This is a genomic window from Actinoallomurus soli (genome assembly GCF_024055715.1).
GTDB classification, from domain to species: Bacteria; Actinomycetota; Actinomycetes; order Streptosporangiales; family Streptosporangiaceae; genus Actinoallomurus; species Actinoallomurus soli.
In genome coordinates, this window is the sequence record NZ_JAMXMV010000009.1 from 80,620 (window position 1) to 101,265 (window position 20,646).

Annotated in this window: 18 protein-coding genes; 5 read left to right on the forward strand and 13 right to left on the reverse strand. The window is 71.5% G+C overall.

From position 1 onward, the window contains the following. Positions 1-88: 88 nt before the first annotated feature. From ftsR to NDW01_RS22875, 5 genes are all read right to left on the reverse strand, one after another. The gene (gene ftsR / locus NDW01_RS22855; protein WP_252823308.1) at positions 89-799 is read right to left on the reverse strand and encodes a transcriptional regulator FtsR; all 711 of its coding nucleotides are present in this window, start codon (positions 797-799) and stop codon (positions 89-91) included. Between the two features lie 144 nt (positions 800-943). Further along, entirely contained in the window at positions 944-1,501 is a 558-nt protein-coding gene (locus NDW01_RS22860) for an FHA domain-containing protein (RefSeq protein ID WP_252823309.1), read from the reverse strand. A 310-nt stretch (positions 1,502-1,811) separates the two neighbouring features. Then, positions 1,812-2,555, reverse strand: a complete 744-nt coding sequence (locus NDW01_RS22865; RefSeq protein WP_252823310.1) for a DUF881 domain-containing protein — start codon at positions 2,553-2,555, stop codon at positions 1,812-1,814. Next, entirely contained in the window at positions 2,552-2,884 is a 333-nt protein-coding gene (locus NDW01_RS22870; protein ID WP_252781410.1) for a small basic family protein, read from the reverse strand. The genes NDW01_RS22865 and NDW01_RS22870 overlap by 4 nt, the downstream gene beginning before the upstream one ends. Continuing rightward, positions 2,881-3,723 (reverse strand): DUF881 domain-containing protein, encoded by an 843-nt coding sequence (locus NDW01_RS22875; RefSeq protein ID WP_252823311.1) that lies wholly within the window; start codon positions 3,721-3,723, stop codon positions 2,881-2,883. Before NDW01_RS22875 ends, NDW01_RS22870 begins: the two co-directional genes overlap by 4 nt. A 151-nt stretch (positions 3,724-3,874) precedes the next feature. On the opposite strand from NDW01_RS22875, the gene NDW01_RS22880 reads away from it, so the two are divergent. Next, entirely contained in the window at positions 3,875-4,288 is a 414-nt protein-coding gene (locus NDW01_RS22880) for a hypothetical protein (protein ID WP_252823312.1), read from the forward strand. Between the two features lie 30 nt (positions 4,289-4,318). Here NDW01_RS22880 and NDW01_RS22885 read toward each other — a convergent pair whose 3' ends face one another. Continuing rightward, a complete protein-coding gene (locus tag NDW01_RS22885) occupies positions 4,319-5,302 on the reverse strand; it encodes an AraC family transcriptional regulator (RefSeq protein ID WP_252823313.1) in 984 nt (327 codons plus the stop codon). 100 nt (positions 5,303-5,402) lie between these two features. Between NDW01_RS22885 and NDW01_RS22890 the strand changes: the two genes are divergently transcribed. After that, a complete protein-coding gene (locus NDW01_RS22890) occupies positions 5,403-6,344 on the forward strand; it encodes an MBL fold metallo-hydrolase (RefSeq protein ID WP_252823314.1) in 942 nt (313 codons plus the stop codon). 115 nt (positions 6,345-6,459) lie between these two features. Further along, a complete protein-coding gene (locus NDW01_RS22895) occupies positions 6,460-8,016 on the forward strand; it encodes an MFS transporter (protein WP_252823315.1) in 1,557 nt (518 codons plus the stop codon). On the opposite strand, the gene NDW01_RS22900 is transcribed toward NDW01_RS22895, so the two are convergent. The 7 genes from NDW01_RS22900 to NDW01_RS22925 all read right to left on the reverse strand — a co-directional run bounded on the left by NDW01_RS22900 (position 7,946) and on the right by NDW01_RS22925 (position 16,257). Next, on the reverse strand, positions 7,946-9,142 hold the full coding sequence (locus tag NDW01_RS22900; protein ID WP_252823316.1) for an alpha/beta fold hydrolase: 1,197 nt from the start codon (positions 9,140-9,142) through the stop codon (positions 7,946-7,948). The two genes, NDW01_RS22895 and NDW01_RS22900, sit on opposite strands and share 71 nt — an antisense overlap. A 65-nt stretch (positions 9,143-9,207) precedes the next feature. Beyond that, on the reverse strand, positions 9,208-11,706 hold the full coding sequence (locus NDW01_RS22905) for a sugar phosphate nucleotidyltransferase (protein WP_252823317.1): 2,499 nt from the start codon (positions 11,704-11,706) through the stop codon (positions 9,208-9,210). 28 nt (positions 11,707-11,734) lie between these two features. Further along, positions 11,735-12,328 (reverse strand): CDP-alcohol phosphatidyltransferase family protein, encoded by a 594-nt coding sequence (locus NDW01_RS22910; RefSeq protein WP_308211762.1) that lies wholly within the window; start codon positions 12,326-12,328, stop codon positions 11,735-11,737. 257 nt (positions 12,329-12,585) lie between these two features. After that, entirely contained in the window at positions 12,586-12,780 is a 195-nt protein-coding gene (locus NDW01_RS44410; RefSeq protein WP_406567755.1) for a DUF397 domain-containing protein, read from the reverse strand. Between the two features lie 155 nt (positions 12,781-12,935). Next, entirely contained in the window at positions 12,936-13,913 is a 978-nt protein-coding gene (locus tag NDW01_RS22915) for an aldo/keto reductase (protein ID WP_252823319.1), read from the reverse strand. A 473-nt stretch (positions 13,914-14,386) separates the two neighbouring features. Next, the gene (locus tag NDW01_RS22920) at positions 14,387-15,214 is read right to left on the reverse strand and encodes a hypothetical protein (RefSeq protein WP_252823320.1); all 828 of its coding nucleotides are present in this window, start codon (positions 15,212-15,214) and stop codon (positions 14,387-14,389) included. 155 nt (positions 15,215-15,369) lie between these two features. Then, positions 15,370-16,257, reverse strand: a complete 888-nt coding sequence (locus NDW01_RS22925; RefSeq protein WP_252823321.1) for an aminoglycoside phosphotransferase family protein — start codon at positions 16,255-16,257, stop codon at positions 15,370-15,372. Between the two features lie 136 nt (positions 16,258-16,393). On the opposite strand from NDW01_RS22925, the gene NDW01_RS22930 reads away from it, so the two are divergent. After that, positions 16,394-19,054 carry a methyltransferase domain-containing protein gene (locus tag NDW01_RS22930; RefSeq protein ID WP_252823322.1) on the forward strand — a complete coding sequence of 887 codons (2,661 nt, stop codon included), beginning with the start codon at positions 16,394-16,396 and terminating at the stop codon, positions 19,052-19,054. Next, the gene (locus NDW01_RS22935; protein ID WP_252823323.1) at positions 19,054-20,622 is read left to right on the forward strand and encodes a glycosyltransferase family 39 protein; all 1,569 of its coding nucleotides are present in this window, start codon (positions 19,054-19,056) and stop codon (positions 20,620-20,622) included. Before NDW01_RS22930 ends, NDW01_RS22935 begins: the two co-directional genes overlap by 1 nt. Positions 20,623-20,646: the final 24 nt, after the last annotated feature.

The following is a 20,646-nucleotide window of genomic DNA, read 5'->3' on the forward strand; positions in this document are numbered from 1 at the left end:
GCTGAGACGGCTACCCGAAACCCTTGTAGCCAACGTACACCCGAGTCGCACCGAGCCGGGGAGCGGAGGACGGGTCAGGACGCCGATCTCAGGGATCGAGTCCCTCCCGCAATCCGGTCGAGACCAGGGCGGCGTGCAGCTTCAGCGACAACGCCGCGATCTCACGCGCCGTCTCGGCCGCGCGGTCCCGCGCGCCGGGGCTGCGCTGTCGCATCGCGGGCGCCACCGCGGCCTCGATCAGGCCGACCTCCCGGTCCGCCGCGCTCTTGACCGCGCGCAGGTGCCGCGCCTCGAAGCCGAAGGACCGCAGCGCCGCCGCCGCCCGGGCGATCGTGAGCGCGTCCCGGTCGTAGTGGCCGCCGTCGCGGCGGACGAGACCGAACTCCTCCAGATCGGTCAGTGCGTCCGCGTCGATGCCGGCCGCGTCCATGAGCTGCCGGCGCGTGAGCCGCACCTCGGCGTTCTCCTCCGCCGTGCTGTCGGCCGCGACGAGGCTCCGCGGCGCGCGCCGGCGTCCGGCCAGGGGAGGCGGCTCCAGTCCGCGATCGGCGGCGTCCAGGTGCTCCTTGATGACCCGCAGGGGCAGGTAGTGGTCGCGCTGGGCGGCCAGGATGAACCGGAGCCGCTCGGTGTCCGCCGGGGCGAACTTGCGGTACCCGGACGGCGTCCGTTCCGGCTCGATCAGCCCCTCCGCCTCCAGGAACCGGATCTTCGAGACCGTGATGTCCGGGAACTCGGCGGACAGCAGGCCGAGCACCTCGCCGATCGTCATGTACGCACGGGCCGCGGACGGACTCATCTCCACCCCCGCTCCGACGGCGCACGGCCCCGCGCGCCGTCGCCCGGCGTCCGGGCGCCCGCCCGGCGCCCGTCGCTCACGGCGTCCACGGGCGCGCGTGCTCCGCGCGCCCTCCCGGCCTCGACCACAGCGCCTCCGCCTCCGTCACGGCCCTGCCGCCGGCCGGCCATCGCCCCTTCCCTCGGCGGCGTACTGCGGGTTGGTGAGGAACACCAGCCGGAACTTGCCGATCTGGACCTCGTCACCGCCGGACAGACCGGCCTCGTCGATCCGCTCGCGGTTGACGTAGGTGCCGTTCAGGCTGCCGACGTCGCGTACGGAGAACTGCGCGCCCCTGCGGTAGAACTCGGCATGGCGGCGGGACACGGTGACATCGTCGAGGAAGATGTCGCTCTCGGGGTGACGGCCCGCCGTGGTCCGGTCGCTGTCGAGCAGGAACCTGCTCCCGGCGTTCGGCCCACGCTTCACCACCAGCAGCGCGGTGTCGGGCGGCAGCGCCTCGACCGCCATCTGGTCCGGAGACAGCTCCTCGCCCGGCTCGACGTCCGGGATCGCGCCGAGCGAGATCGTCGACGTCGAGTCTCCCGGCTCGCCCGGAACCGGCGGCGCCGCGCTACGGGAGAGCGGGGTTCCGCACTGCGAGCAGAAGTTGGCATTCTCCGGATTGGCGTGACCACACTGCGTGCAGTAGACGCTCGGCATTTATCGGCTCGGCCTCCTACCTATGGCCTCGGGTGTGCCTCTGGCACCGTACGGTACGGACGTCGAGCACTGAGGGCACCGCCGGCACCGTACCTTCGGTCGGCCTCAGCACACGATCCCCCCTCCAAGCACCGCCGGTCATGGCGCTCTCACTCCCTCGTCCGCCACGTCGGCGGTTGCCGCAACTTACGCGGCAATGACCGAGGGGTCAACCATGACAAGAGTCCTGTCTTCCAACGCTACCTTCGACAGTGATCGTCGGTCCACGCCGCCGCGCTGTGAAGCTCCGGCGCGCGGCCGGCGCCACGGTCTACGGCGACCGTACCGCACGGATCATGATCCGCTGTTCCTGAGCCACGTTCCCCCGCGCGCCGTCATTACGCAGCGTCTGCAGCACGCCGCCCGGAATGTTCAGCGCCGTCGCGAGCGTGTGCGGATCTCCGATCACGAGGAAGACGTACGGCCGCGACAAGATCTGCCCGTCGGCGACGACACCGCCGGACGCCGCGTCGGCGAAGTAGGTGCTGACGCCGACGCGCACGTCGCCGACCTGGATCACCTCGGCTCCCGCGTCGCGCAGTTCCTCCAGCGCGTCGAGGAGGTCCTCCGCCCGCAGCCGGCCCCGCGGGTCGTCGATCGTCAGCCGGATGCCGGGACCCGCCGCCGGCAGCGTCCCGGCGAGCATCCCGTACGTCGCGGCGCGCTTGCGCGCGTCCTCGACCGCGGTCTGGCCCTGCGTGTCGCGTTCGAGGCCGGCCTTGGTGTTCTCCAGATCGCGTATGTCACCGCGCAGCCGCTCCGAACGCTGCGACAGGTCGCCCAGGATGCCCACCAGCTCGTCCTGCCGTGCCGTCGCGAACTTCGTGCTCCGGTCGTTGGACCGGACCTCGGCCGTGACGGCGAACCCGAGCACCGCGCACAGCACCCCGATGAGGAGTCGGCCGGCCGGCCGGCGCCCGCTCTTCCGGCGCGCGGCACCGGCGTCGCTCCGCTCCGGCTCGGGGACGTCCCGCGCCTCCGGCTCACGGGCGCCCCGCCCTCCCGGCTCGCTCATGCTTGAAACAGCTTGCGGCGGATGGCGGCGACGTTGGAGAAGATCCGGATGCCGAGGACGACGACCACGCCCGTGGACAGCTGCGACCCCACGCCGAGCTGGTCGCCGAAGAAGACGATCAGCACGGCGATGATCGTGTTGCTGAGGAACGAGACGACGAACACCTTCTCGTCGAAGACGCCGTCGAGGCGGGCGCGCAGGCCCCCGAACATCGCGTCCAGCGCCGCCACGATCGCGATGGGCAGATACGGCTGCAGCCACAACGGCACGTCGGGATGGAAGAAGAGGCCGAGGGCGATCCCCGCCACCAGGCCGGCCAGGGCGATCACTTCGACGGCACCTCCCCCGCGTAGCGGAGACTGGGGGCCGGTGCGGCGGGGAGTCGCACGCTGTCCTCCTGGTGGATGTCGAAGCGGATGCCGAACGCGGTCTTGAGAGTACGGAACGATCGTGCGGCCGGAGAACCGGCGAACGACCCGTCCAGACGGTCCGGGTCGCCGAGGGCGGTGACGGTGTACGGCCGGGACAGCGGCCGGTAGTCCACGAGGATGGCGTCGCCGGCGAAGCGGATCGCGGTCGTGGCGGCCATCCGCTGCCCGTTCACGGCGATGGCGGTCGCACCGGCCGCCCAGAGCGCGTTGACGAGCCGTTGCATGTCCTGGTCGGAGACCCGGCCGGCCTGCGGGTCCCCGCGGGTGCGCGAGTCGTCCAGGACGACGGTGAGTCCGGCGCCGTGGACGGGGCCCGCCGCGGCGGCCGCGGCCAGCCGATCCATCTCCCGGCGCGCGGCCCGGCCGGCGTCGCTGCGGGCCAGGGCGGCCCTGCGGAGCGTGTCGGTCTGGCCGCGGAGCCGGTCGGCCTGCCGCTGCAGCCCGTCGTCCTCCCCGGTCCGCTGCTCGATCTGGCTGAGGAGGGCCCGGCGCTGGCGCTGGGCGACCGGCTCGCCGCGGCGTACCTGGACGACCGCGACGGCTCCGAGCAGGCCGATGATGAGGGTGCCGGCGAGCAGGCGTGCCCATCGGCCCGCGCGGCCGCGCCGGTCGCCGCTCGCGGCGCGCCGGGCCGCGGCGGCCTCGTAGCCGGGATCGAGGTCCTTGCCGGCCAGCAGGTCGGCGAGCAGCGACATCGAGGCGTCAGGCCGGTTCCAGCGCGTCCCCCGTTCGGTCATCCGGACATTCTCCCAAGAACGCGGTACCGGCCGGACCCTGGGCATCACGCCTGATCGGCGGCGTTTCACAGCGAACTCTTAGGAAACGTGCACAGCCTTCGCAGAAACGGGCGGTGAACTGGTTCCCATGCGCAGCAGGGCAGGGGGAGCTATGGGGGAACAGGCGGGCGCGGTGCCGCTCATGCGGCTGCCGATCAGCGGGTGGGCGGTGCGGATCGGCCGGGCCGCCGCCGATCGCGTCGCGCTCGAGATGTACGAGGGGCTGCGGCTGGCCGACGTCTGCGTGGCGACCCCGGTCTCACTGTCGGTCCTGCGCGGCGCCTGGCGCAGTCCGCGGGGGGCCGCCGGTTGGGCGCTGGCCTGGGGACAGTTGCCCGCGGGAGTGTCCGTGGTGACCGCGGAGTTCACGGGGTCGGGCCGCACCCCGGTCATCAGCCGCGTGCCCGCGGTCGTCATCGAGCGGGCGTACTGGGTGGCGGAGGTCGCCGGGGACTTCGCGGGGGTCACCGTGCACGCCGGGCCGGCGCTGGTGTCCGGCCGGCTCCGCCGCTCCCGCAGCCGCTAGGTGCCGCGCATTCCACGATGACCGTGGGAGTCACTGCCTGACCGAGTTACCGACGTCGGTTCGTTGTGACGTCGATTGAGGGCTTGCGGCGGGAGCGGGGCGATCTGCGACCTTCGCTCGATATCGCCCCGGTGTAATGCCGAACTCCCTTTCGAAGGCGTGGGAGAGTGCGTACGGGCTGCTGTAGCCGACTCGGCCGGCGATGGTGGCCAGGGTTTCCGGGGTGTCGCGCAGCAGAGTGGCGGCGAGCATCACGCGCCACCACGTCAGGTAAGCCATCGGGGGGCGGCCGACCAGGGCGGTGAAACGGCGCGCCAAGGTGGGACGGGAGACGCCCGCCTCCGCGGCCAGGCGGTCGATGGTCCATGGCGCGGCCGGTTCAGAGTGCATCGCCCGCAGGGCGGCGGCCGTGACCGAGTCGCCCAGTGCGGTGGGCCAGGTTCCGCTGGTGGCCTCGGTCATCCAGGAACGGATCATGTAGACGAGGAGGAGATCGAGCAGGCTCGGGAGCGCCACGCAGGAGCCGGGCCGCACCTCGTCCAACTCGCCGCTGAGCAGATCGATCGCCGCCCGGAGTTCGAGGTGGCCGCCTACTCGGCTGGGAAGGTGGACGACCTCGGGCAACTCAGCCATGAGCGGGTGCATGCGGCTGCAGTCGAGCCAGTACTTGCCGCAGAGCAGTTCCGTTCCGTCACGACCAGGCCGGGCCTGCGGCCCTGTCCCCGCCAGCCATTGTTCGAACGGTACCGCCTTCTCCTCCGCGGCCGCCGCATCGATGGGGGAATCGGCGATCACATGGCCTGTGCCATGAGGCAGCAGCACCGCGTCACCCACGCCGAGCGTCACCAGGGCGCCGCCGTCGGTCAGCAGCCGAATGCTTCCCTTCACGACGACGTAGAAGCCCGCGCCGTTGTACGGGTCCAGCCGCGCGCACCAGCTCCCGCTCGCCCGCACCCGGTGAAACCAGGGGTGCCCGAGGTGGGCGGCAGAGATCGCGTCGCTCACCACATCCATTCGCCAAGCTTATCTCCCGCATCATGCATGAGACGGATTCGTATCTTTTCGACCTTGTCGCGTATCGAAAGGATCGTTCGGCGTACCTAGGGTCGAGCGCATGACGAACGAGAACGCAAGTGTGCAGAGCATGGTGCTGGGGGACGTCGAGGTCATCCGGGTCGTGGAATGGCATGAACCGTTCCTGCCCACCTCGGGAATGTTCCCGGCGGTCGCTGCCGAGGTATGGCGGGACAACGCGGACTGGCTGACACCGGACCACTGGGAGCCGGACACCGATCGGGCGGTGCTTGCCCTGCAGACCTGGGTGCTGCGCAGCGGTGGGCGGACCGTCCTGGTCGACACCGGCGCGGGCAACGGGCGCGAGCGACCGGGCATGGGGCCCTTCCACCGGTCTCGAAGTGATCTCCCCGGCCTGCTGGTGAAGGCCGGTGTTCACCCGCAGGATGTGGACGTCGTCGTCAACACCCACCTCCACGTCGATCACGTCGGCTGGAACACCGTCGCCCCAGACGGACAGTGGGTGCCGACATTCCCCAACGCCCAATACCTCATTCCTGCCGCAGACGACTTCCATTACGGTCCGGACAACGCGTACGGCAACGACGCGCAGAAGGCCGACCGCCTGATCTACGAAGACAGCATCGCGCCCATCCACGAGGCCGGACAGGCCGTGCTGTGGGACGGTCTCCATCGCATCGACGACCATCTCATTTTGGAGTCCGCGCCCGGCCACACCCCCGGCTCGTCCGTGCTGCGACTCGCGTCCGGGAGCGACCGGGCGGTTTTCGTCGGAGACCTGCTGCACAGCCCGGTGCAGATCCTCCAGCCCTGCTGCAACAGCAACGCCTGCCTGGTTCCGGAACAAGCGGCGGCCAGCCGCCGCCGGATTCTCGGGCGGGCCGCCGATGAACGGGAACTGCTCGTCCCCGCGCACTTCGGTGGTGCGGGCGCGGTGGAAGTCCGGCGAGAGGGCGATGGATTCGCCCTCGGCGCATGGGCAACGGCCGATCCGAAGAGGACAGCGTCACTCTCCGAGTGATCCTTCGGTCCGGCGTTCCGCTTGAAGCGCGATCGTCGCACCCGGCTCAGCCTGCAGAAATCCACGAGCCATCCCGTACGGAACCACCCGACCTCCCAGCCTGGAGGCCTTCTTCATGACGCACACGTCGACCGACCAGCCGACAACCAGAGCGAGCGGAGCTCTCGTCCCGGTGCTCGCCTTCACGGGCATCGTGGTCTCGGTGATGCAGACCCTGCTGGTCCCGGTGATCAAAGATCTGCCGCAACTGCTGGGCACCGAACCGAGCAACGCGACCTGGGTCATCACCTCGACCCTGCTCTCCGGAGCCGTCGCCACACCGATCATGGGCCGTCTCGGCGACCTCCACGGCAAGCGCAGCATGCTGATCCTCAGCCTCGCGGTGATGGTCATCGGCGCACTCGTCAGCGCCCTCACCAGCGACCTGCTCACGATGATCGCAGGCCGGGCCCTCCAGGGCTTCGCGATGAGCGCGATACCCCTCGGTATCGGCCTGATGCGCGACATGCTCCCCCGCGAGAGGCTGGGCTCGGCGATGGCCCTCATGAGCTCTTCCATGGGCGTCGGCGGCAGCCTCGCCCTGCCCGCCGCGGCCCTGGTCGCCCAGCACACCGACTGGCACGCCCTCTTCTACGGCGCCGCCGGCCTCGGCATCCTCTGCCTCGCCCTCACCCTCCTCGTCGTCCCCGAATCCCCGACCCGCGCGCAGGGCACCTTCGACGTCCTGGGCGCGATCGGGCTGTCCGCCGGTCTGGTCCTCTTCCTGCTCCCGATCACCAAGGGCAACGACTGGGGCTGGACCTCCGGGACCACCCTCGGGCTGTTCGCCGCGGCGGCGGTCGTACTCGTCCTGTGGGCCATGATGGAGCTACGTCTCAAGGCACCGCTGGTGGACCTGCGCACCACGGCCCGCCCCGCGGTACTCTGCACCAACCTCGCCTCGATCATGGTCGGCATCTCCTACCTGGCCGCCTCCCTGGTCCTTCCCCAGCTGCTCCAGCTGCCGAAGGCCACCGGCTACGGCCTCGGTCAGTCGATGGTGGTCGCCGGCCTCCTCGTGGCACCGCTCGGCCTGACCATGATGCTCACGGCTCCCCTCTACGCCCGGCTGGCCGCGAAGTACAGCCCCAAGGTCACCCTGATCCTCGGCATGATGATCATCGCGATCGGCTACGGTGCCGGCCTCGGCCTGATGAGCGCCCCCTGGCAAAGCCTCGTCATCACGGTGATCCTGGGTCCGGGCATCGGCCTCGCCTACTCCTCCCTCCCGGCCCTGATCATCGGCGCTGTCCGCGCCTCGGAGACGGGCGCGGCCAACGGCCTCAACACCCTGATGCGCTCGATCGGCTCCTCAGCCTCCAGCGCCGTCATCGGCATGGTCATCGCCAACACCGCGAACGACGTGAACGGGGTCGCGGTCCCGACCATGCACGGCTTCCGCGTCTCCTTCCTGGTCGCGGCAGGTACGGCCGCGATCGGCCTGCTCATGGCCCTCCTCCTGCCCCGAGCCCGCCCGCCTCATCTCCTCCAGCGGGCGCTCGCTGATCCTGGACCCGGCGCTCGCCCTCGCACCGAAGCAGACGGCGCGCCGGCCTTCGGTGTCAGGGCGTACGGCGGGCGGCGAGGTCCTCGACGGCGCGGGCGACCTGCGACGGGGCGGAGATCAGCGTGAGATGCCGCGCCCCCGGGATCAGGGTCGGGTCCGGGGCGCCGATCCGGCGGGCCGTCTGGGCCGCGGAGTCCTTGGCGAACACGTGGTCCTCGGCGCCGTACACCACCGCCTTGGGCACACCGACCGATCGCAGCCCGGCCAGCCGGCCGGGAGGCAGTCCGGGCACGCCGTACCGCAGCATCCCCCAGATTCCGGCCTCCGCGCCGGCCACCTGGAAGGGCCGGCGCCATTCCTCCACTCCGGCCGCGTCCAGGCGGGGGCAGCCCGGACCGCACTGCGCGGAGTAGATGGTGCGGATGAGCCAGTCGGAGCGAACGCCCAGACGCAGGAGGGTGGTCCGGTAGGGCGGGATGATCAGGTAGCGGGCGGCGGAAGGCGGTCCGGCCCCGGTGCTGAGGGCGTCGCCGTCGAGGAACATCAGGCCCCCGACGCGGTCCGGGGAGCGCATCGCGGCGTCCGCGACGGTCGCGGCACCCGAGGAATGCCCGACCAGCACGGGCCTGCGCAGGCCGAGCGCGTCGATGAAGGCGAGCAGCTGCCGTGTCTGGTGGTCCAGGTCGTACGGCGCGCGCCGCGAGGTGTACCCGGCCCCGTTGAGGTCCAGGGCGTACACCCGGTGGTCGCGGGCGAGGAACTCGGCGACCGGCTGCCAGGTGTCGGCGGACTCGGCCGCCCCGTGCACGAGGACGACCGGCGAGCCGCCGGCGCCCCACGCGCGGTACCGGGTCAGCAGGTCGCCGGTCCGTACGTAGGTGAGCCCGGCGGGCGGGCGGACCCTGTCGGCGGTGGCCGCGTTGTAGATGAAGGAGAACATCGTCGCGACGACGGCGAGAGCGAGCACCGTCAGGCCCAGTCGTCGCCCCCAGCGCCGCCACCACGGCCGCCGCGGCCGGCCGGCGGGGACGGGCGTGTCCCCTCCCGGCGGCTCCGGCGGCGCGCCGGTTCGATCCCGCTCGCCGACGCCCGCCGGCCCTGCCGGTGCGTCGGTCCGGTCGCCCGCGTCCGCCGGTCCCGCCGTGGGGTCGACCGGTCGCGGATCTTCAGTGCGCACCCCGGCGGCGTCCCCGGGGGCGGGGTGGTTCGGGCGCGGTCCGTCCGGAGCCGCGCCGTCGTTCCGATCGGTCATGAGGCATCCTTCGCCGGCCTCATGACCAAGGTGCCGTGCTCGATTGCTTTCCTCGCTTCGCTCGGTCATGAACCGGCGGCCTCCACGACGGCGGCCCACGTCTCCAGGAGCGCCTGGGCGGAGTCCCGGTCGGCGCCCTCGGCCCACAGGTGGGTGACCGCCTCGGCCGGGTCGGGCAGGACGAGCACCCAGCTGGCGTCGTCCTCGATGACGCGGACGCCGTCGGTCGTGTCGATCGGGCGGTCGCCCGCGGCCTCGACGACGTGCCGCATGACGCTGCCCTTGGCCGCCCACGGGGTGGGGACCGACCGTTTCAGCAAGTGTGCCTCCGGGATCCGCTGGTCGATCTGGGAGAGCGTCAGGCGGGTGCGCGCGACCAGGCCGAGCAGCCGGAGGAACGCGGCGACCCCGTCCACCGTGGGGCTGAACTCCGGGATCACGAACCCGCCCCGGCCGTCTCCGGCGAAGATGATGTCGTCGGCCGTCGTCGCCTTCGTCAGCACGTCCTGGGAGGTGGAGGTCCACTCGACCTGCACGCCGTGGAAGCGGCAGACCTGCTCGGCCACCCGCGTGGTGGTGACCGGCAGCGCCACCCGGCCGCCGCGCCGCTCCGCGGCCACGAGGTCGAGGACGACGAGCAGTCCGCGGTCGTCGCTGATCAGCTCGCCGTTCTCGTTGACGAGGCTGATGCGCTCGGCGACGGTGTCGAAGCGCACGCCGAACGCCGCCCGCGAGGAGGACACCAGGTCGCTCAGCCGCTGCAGGTCGCGCATGCGCTCGGCCAGCGTCTCGGTCGGCGACACCTCGTCGAGGCGGTTGTTGACGGTGAGGACCTCGACCCCGATGCGGCCGAGCAGCTGCGGCAGGACCAGCGATCCGGTGCCGCCGGCGCAGTCGATGACGATCTTCAGCTCGGCCTCGCGGACCCCGCGCAGGTCGATGCGGCGCTCCAGGTCGCGCGCGTAGCTCTCGAAGACCCGGGCGGGATAGGTCAGCTCGGCGATCTCGCCGGGGAACGCCCGGCGGTACTCCTGCCGGCTGAACACCCGCTCCAGCTTCCGCTGCGCCGCCTGGGAGAGGTCCGCGCCGTTCTCGTCGAGGAAGAGGATGTCGACTCCCTGCGGGTCGCCCGGGGTCGTACGGATGACGATGCCGCCCGAGCAGTCCTCCCGCGCGGTCTCGTACCGCGCGACCGGGATCGGGCAGGCCTCCAGGTCCTGGACGTTGATGGCGCTGGCGGTGAGCGCGCTCTGCACGGCGCGCTTGAGCGTGCGGGCCGCCCGGGAGGCGTCGCGGGACGCCGTCACGCCCGCGCCCTTCTTCAGCGTGGTGGCGTACGCGCTGGCCAGCCGCACCGCGAGCTCAGGGGTGATCTCGACGTTGACCAGGCCGGACACCCCACGCGGCCCGAAGAGCGTGCGCTGGCCGCGGGACTCCCAGATGACGCTGGTGTTGACGACCGCCCCGGCCTCGATGGTCTTGAACGGGTAGACCTTGACCTCGCTGGAGATGTACGCCTCGGCCTCGATCACGCACTCGTCGCCGATGATGGCGCCCTCTTCGACGCGGGCGGCGGACATGATGTCGGTGTTCTTGCCCACGACACAGCCGCGGAGGTTGGCCAGCGGGCCGACGAAGACGTTGTCGTGGACGATGGCGCGGTGCAGGAACGCGCCCTCCTTGACGACGACGTTGCTGCCGAGCACGGTGAACTCCCGCAGCTCCGCGCCGGCCTCGACCTTGGCGTAGTCGCCGATGTAGAGCGGGCCCTTGAGGATCGCCTCGGGGTCGACCTCCGCGCCCTCGCCGACCCAGACGCCCGGGGACATCTCGAAGCCGTCCAGCTCCGCCTGGATCTTGCCGGACAGCATGTCGGCCTGGGCCTTGAGGTAGCTCTCGTGGGTGCCGACGTCCTCCCAGTAGCCCTCGGCGACGTAGCCGTACAGCGGGGCGCCCTCGGCGAGCAGCTTGGGGAAGACGTCACCGGACCAGTCGACGGACTCGCCCGCCGCGACGTGGTCGAGCACCTCCGGCTCCATCACGTAGATGCCGGTGTTGACGGTGTCGGAGAACACCTGGCCCCACGTGGGCTTCTCCAGGAACCGCTGGATGCGGCCGTCGTCGTCCACGATGATGATGCCGAACTCCAGGGGGTTCGGCACCCGCTTGAGGCCGATGGTGACGAGCGCGCCGTTCTCGCGGTGGAAGCGCACCATGTCGGTCAGATCGATGTCGGTGAGCGCGTCGCCGGAGATGACGAGGAACCGGTCGTCGCGCAGCGCGTCCTGGGCGTTCTTGACGCTGCCGGCGGTACCGAGGGGCATCTCCTCGGTCGCGTAGCTCAGCGCCATGCCGATCTCTTCGCCGTCGCCGAAGTAGTTGCGGACCAGCGCGGCGAGGAACTGGACGGTGACGACCGTCTCGGTGAACCCGTGCCGTTTCAGCAGACGCAGCACGTGCTCCATGATCGGTTTGTTGACCACCGGCAGGAGCGGCTTCGGCTGGTTGGCGGTCATCGGACGCAGGCGGGTGCCCTCCCCGCCCGCCATCACCACGGCCTTCACTGGAGCCACTCCTTCGCGGGTACGCCGATCATGGTAGGGGTTCCGCTCCCTTCAGCTCGCCGGAGCCGCGGTCGGCCAGCACGAGCCGGCGGACCTGGACGGTGTAGAGGACGGCGGCCCACCAGTACAGACCCGTTCCCCAGATCGTGAACGCCCAGCCGACCACCTTCGCGACGGTCGCGTAGGTCCCCGAGTGCGCCCCCAGGAACAGCAACGGGAAGGCATAGAGCAGGCAGAGCGTCGCCGTCTTGCCGACGAAGTGCACCGGGAGGGCGGCGTAGTCGTGCCGCCGCAGGACGGCGAGGGGCAGGGCCATGTACACCTCGCGGCCGACCAGGACGAGCGCCACCCAGAGGGGGACGACGTCCCGGACGACGAGCCCGATGAGCGTCGCGAAGATGTAGAGCCGGTCGGCCGCGGGGTCGAGGAGCGTGCCGAGCTCGCTGGTCTGGTCGAGCATCCGCGCCAGCTTGCCGTCGAGCCAGTCCGACAGTCCCGCGAAGACCAGGATGCCCAGCGCCCACCAGTCCTCCTTGACGAGGACCAGCCACAGAAAGATGGGAACGCCGATCAGACGAGCGAAACTCAATGCGTTAGGCCACGTCCACAGACGGTCGTTCAACGCCCACCTCCCGCTCCCCCACGCTGGTCATGACCTTACCTGTCGGTACCGCCGCGTGCCGTGGCCGGGCCGTGGACGCGGCGCCGAGCCGCCTTCCGCGGCCGCGCAGGCCGGGCGTGTGATCGGCGGATTCATCCGCGGCCGGGCGTGCCGGGGCCCGCGGACCGGCTCGTCCGGGTCCGGCCATCGGCCCGGTCAGGGCTGGCCCGGAGCCGGACGGCATGTTATTCCGGCCCGCACGCGCGGGCCGGGGGCGGTCAGACCCGGCCGGCCGGCTCGCCCTCCGGGCGCTCCGGGCCGGGTCCGCGATCGCCCGCGCCGGCGGGCGCGGGCGGCCGCATCCGTGCGATCTCCACACAGCAGCCGCTGGGATTGCTGTACCTGCTCTTGCGCCAGTCTCGATCCGGCGACGGGACGTCCGGGCCTGTCCGCAGCACTGTGATCCCTTCCACGGCGCCGCCCGCGGATCATCCTCCGGCGGGCCGTGGATCGGCTTGGTGATCCGCGTCGAGGGGCGCGGCCGGCGCCCGATCATGCGCATCATATCCCGGCATGTGCACAATGCACATGCCCGGGAATCCACGAGGTCGGCGGACGGCGCGGGCGGCTACCAGCGGTGGTGCACCTGCGGGCGGATCCGGCGGTCGTAGAGATCGCGCACGGAGTCGAGCGTCGGCTCCGGCAGCGGCTCCATGCCGGCCGCGGCGCAGTTGGCGCGGACCTGGTCGGGGTTGCGCGCGCCCGGGATGACCGTGGTGACGCCGGGCTGCTGGATGATCCACCGGAGTGCCGTCTGCGCGGGGGTGGCCCCCGGCGCCGCCAGCGCCGCGAACTCCGCCGCCGCGTCGACTCCGGTGTCGTAGTCCACGCCCGAGAACGTCTCGCCGACGTCGAACGCCTCCCCGCGCCGGTTGAACGTCCGGTGGTCCGCGGGGCCGAACTGCGTGTCGTGGCGGTAGCGGCCCGACAGCAGGCCCGAGGCCAGCGGCACGCGCGCGATGATCCCGACGCCCGCCTCGGCGGCGGCCGGCAGCACCCGCTCCAGGGGCTTCTGCCGGAAGGCGTTCAGGATGATCTGAACGCTGGCCGTGCCCGGCCGGGCGATCGCGGTGAGCGCCTCGTCGCACGTCTCGACGCTGACGCCGTACGCGGCGATCCGTCCCTCGTCGACGAGGGTGTCCAGGGCGTCGAACACCTCGTCGCGGGAGTAGACCGGCGTCGGCGGGCAGTGCAGCTGGACGAGGTCGAGGGTGTCGACCCCGAGGTTGGCGCGCGACCGGTCGGTCCAGGCGCGGAAGTTGTCGAGGGTGTACTCGGCGGGGTCGAGCGGGGCCCGGCGCCCCATCTTCGTCGCGACGAACAGACCGGGGTGATCGCGCAGGAAGCGGCCGATGATCTGCTCGCTCCGCCCGTCGCCGTAGACGTCGGCCGTGTCGAGGAACGTGACCCCGGACTCGACCGCCGCCTCGAGGACGGCGACGGCGTCCTTCTCCTCCACCTGCCCCCAGTCGGCCCCCAGCTGCCAGGTGCCGAGCCCGATGACCGACGCGCGCCGGCCGATCCTGTCGATGAGACGTTCCTCCATGACAGGCCATTATCGGGTCCGCCCCGCCGTGCGCCGCGACCGGGCCCGTGAACCGATGGGGCGCTGGACGCCGGTGTCTCGTCACCCGCGGCGTCCAGCGCCCTTGTCACCGGCCCCGGATGCGCGAGAGGCCGGGCTGAGGAGAGGCTGGATCTACTGGGGCGGATCGACGTGCCTCTCCATCCACGGTCCCGGGAACGGCGGGCTGGGCGGTGCGATTCATTTTGGGAAGATCCACTAAGGATCGGCACACCCGCCTGTCACCGGAACACTTTCGACGGTAACCCCGCAGGTCAGCACAGGGGAAGAAGCTCCACCTTCACAGAAAATGACAACGGATGTCCGATTCGGTGACCAAGAGACCGCGTCCGCCCGGCGCCGCGGGGCGGCGCCCCGGGTCTTCCGCCCGGGTCCGCGTCACCGGAGAGATGGCGGTGGTCGTGGTGGTACCGGTCGTCACGCGCCGCGGCCGATCAGCGAGCCGAGGCAGGGGGCTCGGGGAGTGCGGTCGGGGTGATCCGCCACCCGGTGGGAACGATCTCCCGTGCTGCGGTGATGAAGTCGGCAGCGGCCTGTTCGGCGTCAGGTCCCTCGAAGAAGAAGATGGTGTAGCGGTCGTTGTGCTCGGTGACGGGGGCGGCCGCGTGTGTGCGGGCCAGTTCCGGCAGCACAGTGTCGATCAGGTCGGCCTGTCGGTCGTCATGGGGCCCGCGGTGGTTCACGGTGACGGGGTGGGTGTTGTGGGAGCCCTTGCGGACGTCCATCGAGACGGCGAGGGTCTCCTCTTCCAGGGTGTACTTGGGAGAGCGGAACCGCATGGCATACGGTCCGGGCCGCGGGAGGCCGTGCCGTTCCAGCTCGGCGAGGACACGCTCCCGGCACCCTGGCGCGGCGCCGATGGAGCCGGCGCCGGGGTCGATGCTGAAGAGGGTCATGACGACCGGGCCCGTGGCGTACGGCTGTTTCCGCATGGCGTACGTCAGATGGCGCCCTTCTGGCGGAGCGCTGCTCTTCAGCACCAGGCGGAGTCGATAAGTCATCAACACGGTACGCCCGGTGTTCACATGTTCGGTGTAGATCAGGCCGGCGATGTCGTCCCAGGGGATCCGGCGGCGGCGCCACGGCCGGATGATGGTGACGGCGGTGTCATCGAACCGCACCGCCACCAGCCAGGCCATCTGCACCGCATGAAGCAGGAGCGGGGTAGCGAGGATGCACAGGAGCCGCCCGCCCGGGGAGTGCAGCAGGCCCAGCCCGGAGGCCAGGCCGATCCCGAGGGGGAGACCGGCGAGCCATGCCACGGCCAGAGGCAGTCTGTGCTCTGGTACCAGCGGATACAGGCGAACGGTCGTCGATTCCGGCATTGACCCCACCGCCCCGTCGTTTCAGGTCATTCTCGGACCGTCGATCGGCTGCGGCAAGGCGATCGGCCGCGGCAAGGTGATCGGCCGCGGCGTCACACGCTCGCGAGCGCGATGGCCGTCCAGTGCTCGAATCGGGAGTACCCGTCGGCGATGTCCTGGGTCTCCGGAACGGGCATGTTCAGGATCATGTCGGCGGCGTCCAGGAGGTCCCAGTAGGGATGGCGGCCGTCCGGCCCGGCGATCCGCTGGTAGAAGGCGAGGAACCGCTCGGCGACCTCGAGGCCGTACTCGACGGCCAGGCTGATCCGCATCCGGGCCAGGTCGACGCCGTACGGGCCCCGGCAGCCGGTCGTCCAGTCGACGATCCCGGTCAGCCGGTCCCCGGACCACATGATCTGCCCCGGGTGGAAGTCGCGGTGGATGAACCCGGCGGGCGTCTCCGGGGCGGGCCCGGAGATCACCTCGAACACTCGCTGCCAGAGCTCGGGGCTGCCCGACCAGGCGGGCGGGCGGCGCTCCCCGTGGACGGCGGGGTCGTGGTACGGCGCGTAGGCGCGCAGGTCCGCCTCCGGCTGCACCTCGTGGACCCGGGTGAGGGCCTGGGCCATGCCGACCAGGTAGGCGTCCATGTCCCAGGGCCGCACCGCGTGCCGGCCCGGAACCCGTGTCACGAGGAGCGCGGGGACGTCGCAGAGCCGGCCGTACGGGTCGGCGGCGAGCAGGCGCGGCGCCGGCACCTCCGTGTCGTCGAGAAGCTCGAGGACGGCGGCCTCGACGGCCGGGACGTACCAGGGGTCGGTCCGCAGCCGCGCGGTGTCGTGGAACCGGCGGACCACCAGGCGGCGTACGGGGTCGGTGCCGGCGTCGATCGCGTGCAGGGTCGTCGAGCCGGCGCCCATCGAGCGGATCGAGGTGATCCGGCCGCCCACGACGTCACGGACCCACCCCAGGACCGTCTCCGGCGGATGCGGAGATGCCATCTACCGGGTGGAGCCGATCTGAGCCACGGTGACCACCTTAATCGTCCGTCGATTACCCCGGTGTCGCCTGCCCGACACCGTCCGTTCGCCGAGCGCGGCTAGCGTCGCTGCGCCACTTCCGACGACATGAGGCTCAATGGCTAATTCCGATCGCATCTCCGAGGTCTACAAAGGCGAGATCTGGGCCGAAAGCACGCAGCGGGTCGCTCGTGATCGTATCCACTGGCTCGTCGGCCAGGCCACCGGAGAGGTGCTCGACATCGGGTGCTCGCAGGGCATCGCCTCGATCCTGTGCGCGCGGCGCGGGCTGACCGTACTCGGCGTGGACATCCAGGCCGACCGTATCGAGTACGCGAACAAAGAGCGCGACGCCGAGCCGGAGGACGTACGCGGCCGCCTGGAGTTCCGCCTCGCGGACGCGAGCGCGCTGGACCTGCCCGACGCCTCGTTCGACACCGTCATCATGGGCGAGATCGTCGAGCACATCCCGGACGCCTCCCCGTTCCTCAAGGAGGCCGCGCGGGTGCTGCGCCCGGACGGGGTACTGGCCCTGACGACGCCGTTCGGCCTCAGCAAGCACCACGACCACTACGCCACCTTCTACGTGGACTCGCTGGTCCGGCTGCTCGCGCCGTACGTCTCGATCGAGAGCCTCGACATCGTCGACCGGTACCTGCGGGTGCGGGCGCACCCCGGGCCGATGGCCGACCCGGACCGGCTGATCATCGAGTCCCAGCCGCTGATGGAGCGCGCGTTCATCGCGATCCAGGAGGCGATGCAGGACGAGAAGGAGCGGATGCGGCGCTACGACATCGCGATCGCCCGCTACGAGCAGGTCAACGCCCGGATGAAGAACCTCGAGGCGCGCCTGGCCCACCAGTCCTACCGGACCGAGTACGTCACCTGGCAGCTCAAGTCCGCCAAGAACCGCAAGTGGTGGCGGCTGGGCGAGGCGCTGTGGAGCGCCAAGCGGCCCGCGGACGCGCTCAAGCTGCCGAAGAGCGTGGCGAGCGCGCTGAAGCCCCCGCCGCGCCTCGCGGAGCCGAAGCCCGACACGACGACCGGCTCGCCGGACCAGACGGGGCACTACTCGGCGATCGCCATCCCGGAGGTCGCCGTCCCGGACGGGCCGGTCGCGCGGGGCCTGAAGGTCGCGGTGATCCTCGACGTGTTCTCCGCGACGGCGTTCCGGTACGAGTGGCAGCAGATTCAGTTCGGACCGGAGGACTGGCGCGAGGTCCTGGAGCGCGAGCGGCCGGAGTTGCTGTTCGTCGAGTCGGCCTGGCACGGCAACGACGGGCGCTGGGCGACGATGATGAGCGCGGCGGGCGCGCCGAAGCAGCCCGTGCGCGACCTCGTCGCCTGGTGCCGGGCCCAGGGCATCCCGACGGTGTTCTGGAACAAGGAGGACCCGCCGAACTTCGACCGGTTCATCGAGACGGCGAAGCTGTTCGACCGGGTCTTCACCGTCGACGCCGACTGCATCCCGCGCTACGTCGAGGCGCTGGGCCATGACCGGGTCGCGCTGCTGCCGTTCGGCGCGCAGCCGCGGATCCACAACCCGGTGGCCGTGCCGGGCGGGCGGAAGTACGAGGTGGCGTTCGCCGGGACGTACCACTCCAAGAAGTATCCCGAGCGCGCGGCGCAGATGGACACGATCCTCGCCCCGGCCCGCGAGTTCGACCTGCACATCTACAGCCGCATCTCCGACGACCCGGACTTCCAGTTCCCGCCGGAGTACGCCGACCACATCGTCGGGTCGCTGCCGTACGAGAAGATGCTCGCCGCGTACAAGGCGTACAAGATCTTCCTCAACGTCAACTCGGTGACGAGGTCGCCGACGATGTGCGCGCGCCGGGTGTTCGAGCTGTCGGCCTGCGGCACGCCGGTCGTCTCCGGCCACTCGCGGGCCCTGGAGGAGGTCTTCGGCGACCTCGTACGGCTCTCGACCGCCCCGGAGCAGACCACCGAGGCCCTGGTCGAGCTGATGAAGAGTGCGGACCTGCGGGACCGCGTCGGGCACCTGGCCATGCGCGAGGTGTTCGAGAAGCACCTGTACGGGCACCGGGCGGACGCGATCCTGTCGGCGGCGGGCGTGTCCGCGCCCCGCCGGGAGCGTTCGATCTCGGTGATCCTGCCGACCAACCGCCCCGAGCAGATCGACCACGCCATCGAGCAGGTCGCCCGGCAGGTCCACCGGCCGCTGCAGCTCGTCCTGGTCACGCACGGCTTCTCCTCCGACCGGGCCGCGGCCAAGGCGCGGGCCGCCGGGCTGGAGAACGTCGTCGTGCTGTCCGCCGACGCGGGCCTGACGCTCGGCGCGGTGCTGAACCTCGGCATCGACGCGGCCGACGGCGCGTACCTCGCCAAGATGGACGACGACAACCTGTACGGGCCGCACTACCTGAGCGACCTGGCCTACGCCTTCGACTACACGACGGCCGGCCTGGTGGGGAAGGGCGCGCACTACTGCGAGATGCGCACGCACGGGGTGACCCTGCTGCGCTTCCCGCACCTGGAGCACACCGAGGCGGAGCTCATCCAGGGCGGCACGATCCTCGCCGACGGCGACGTCCTGCGGCGGCTGCGGTTCTCCGATCTACCCCGCGCCGTGGACAGCGACCTGCTGCGCCGGGCCCAGGCGGAGGACGTCGGGATCCACTCCGCGGACCGCTTCAACTTCGTCTCCGTGCGCGGCGACCGCGAGGCGCACACCTGGAAGGTCAGCGACGAGGAGTTGATGCGGCACGGCCGGGTCGCGTTCCACGGTCCCGCCGAGGAGCACGTCGTCTTCTGATGCTGGACACCGCCTCCGAGCCGGCCGTCGCGGCGGCGGCCCCGCGCCGCCGCGGCGAGCTCCTGCTGCCCGCGATCCTGCTGGCGGCGTACGCCGTGCTGCTGCTCCTCGACCTGTCGGTGCCGCAGCCGGTGGACCACAGCCGGTACATGGACGCCGCCCGGTCCTTCCCGTCCCGGCCGCCGGACCCGATCTTCGAGCACCAGTACCTGCGGATCGGGCTGACCGCGCCGACCGCGCTGGCCATGAAGGTGTTCGGCTACTCGGAGACGACCTACCACCTGTTCCCGGTCGCGACGGCGCTGCTGCTGTTCGGGTCGGTGTACGCGATCGGGCGCCTGCTGTTCGGCCGGCTCGTCGGCGCCGTGTCGGCGGCGGTCCTCGGCTGCGTCGGGATCGTGGTCGTCGCCGGCACCGAGCTGCTGCCGGACCTGCCCGCCACCGCCCTGTTCACCGCGGCCGTCGCCCTGGCCGTCGCGCTCCGCCGTGGGCTGCTCCGCCACCGCCGGGTCTGGCTCGTCGTGATCGGCGTGCTGCTCGGGTGGAGCTACCTGGTCCGCGAGTTCATCGTGTTCGTCTGGCCGCTGGTCCCCGTGCTGCTGTGGCGGCGGATCGGCCGGTGGGACGCGCTCTGGGCGTTCACTCCGGTGGCGCTGACCGGCGTGGGCGAGACGGCGTTCAACGCGTGGCTGTACGACGACCCGCTGGCCCGCCTGCACGCCGGGTCGGGCCTGGGCGACCTGCCGTCCCGCCCGGAGGTCGCCGAGACCTTCCACAACCTGCCGTTGTGGGTGTACCTGTGGCGGCTGCCGCAGCAGCTCGCGACGCTCCCCGAGGGCCCGGGGCTGCTGCTCCTCCTCGCCCTGACGCTCGGCGCGGGCGCGGTCTGCTCCGTCGGTCTCGTACGGGGATGGCGCGGCGGCGCTCCGGCGGATCCGCCGATACGGCGGGCCGGCGTGTTCGCGCTGTGGATCGTGCTGCTGTGGGTGCCGCTCACGCTGCTCGGCGGCGTCCTGAACCCGGCCCATCCGAAGCTGCGCCTGCAGCTCCTGCGCTACTGGTACCCGGTGTTCCCCGCCTTCGTCCTGGGCGGCGTCGCGGCGCTCTGGCTGCTCGGCCGCGCCGTCCGCCCGCGGGCGCGGGCGGCCGCTCCGGCGGTCGTCTGCTGCGTCGCGCTCATCACGGCGGGGCTCGCCGTGTTCGGCCGGCCGGGCGCGCCCGGCTGGGCGGGCTCGCCGCGCGTGTCGTCGGACGCGCTGCCGGAGTTCCGGTCCTGGCTGGCCCGCTCCGGCGCCCGTACGGTCTGGGCGGACACGAAGCTGTACCGCGTTCTGCCGATCTACTTCGTGACCCGGACCGGCCACCGGGTGTGGCGCGGCCGCCTGCGGCCGTTGACGAACGCGGGACAGCCGGCGGTGGGCGACTACGTCGTGGCCTACAGCGTCGGCAGCGACGCCTGCCCGCGCTGCGGCGACGCCGCGAAGGCCGCCCTGCCCGGAATCCCGTCGACCTGGCGTCCCGTCCTCACCAGCCACGACCACCTGCTGCACGTCTGGCAAGTCCACTGACCCGCTCAGCGGCATGAGAGCGTG

Excerpts from the sequence above, each read along its gene's own strand:
- ftsR (WP_252823308.1), bottom strand. The coding sequence starts at position 799 with ATGAGTCCGTCCGCGGCCCGTGCGTACATGACGATCGGCGAGGTGCTC.
- NDW01_RS22860 (WP_252823309.1), bottom strand. The coding sequence starts at position 1,501 with ATGCCGAGCGTCTACTGCACGCAGTGTGGTCACGCCAATCCGGAGAAT.
- NDW01_RS22865 (WP_252823310.1), bottom strand. The coding sequence starts at position 2,555 with ATGAGCGAGCCGGGAGGGCGGGGCGCCCGTGAGCCGGAGGCGCGGGAC.
- NDW01_RS22875 (WP_252823311.1), bottom strand. The coding sequence starts at position 3,723 with ATGACCGAACGGGGGACGCGCTGGAACCGGCCTGACGCCTCGATGTCG.
- NDW01_RS22880 (WP_252823312.1), top strand. The coding sequence starts at position 3,875 with ATGGGGGAACAGGCGGGCGCGGTGCCGCTCATGCGGCTGCCGATCAGC.
- NDW01_RS22885 (WP_252823313.1), bottom strand. The coding sequence starts at position 5,302 with ATGGATGTGGTGAGCGACGCGATCTCTGCCGCCCACCTCGGGCACCCC.
- NDW01_RS22890 (WP_252823314.1), top strand. The coding sequence starts at position 5,403 with ATGACGAACGAGAACGCAAGTGTGCAGAGCATGGTGCTGGGGGACGTC.
- NDW01_RS22895 (WP_252823315.1), top strand. The coding sequence starts at position 6,460 with ATGACGCACACGTCGACCGACCAGCCGACAACCAGAGCGAGCGGAGCT.
- NDW01_RS22900 (WP_252823316.1), bottom strand. The coding sequence starts at position 9,142 with ATGACCGATCGGAACGACGGCGCGGCTCCGGACGGACCGCGCCCGAAC.
- NDW01_RS22915 (WP_252823319.1), bottom strand. The coding sequence starts at position 13,913 with ATGGAGGAACGTCTCATCGACAGGATCGGCCGGCGCGCGTCGGTCATC.
- NDW01_RS22925 (WP_252823321.1), bottom strand. The coding sequence starts at position 16,257 with ATGGCATCTCCGCATCCGCCGGAGACGGTCCTGGGGTGGGTCCGTGAC.
- NDW01_RS22930 (WP_252823322.1), top strand. The coding sequence starts at position 16,394 with ATGGCTAATTCCGATCGCATCTCCGAGGTCTACAAAGGCGAGATCTGG.
- NDW01_RS22935 (WP_252823323.1), top strand. The coding sequence starts at position 19,054 with ATGCTGGACACCGCCTCCGAGCCGGCCGTCGCGGCGGCGGCCCCGCGC.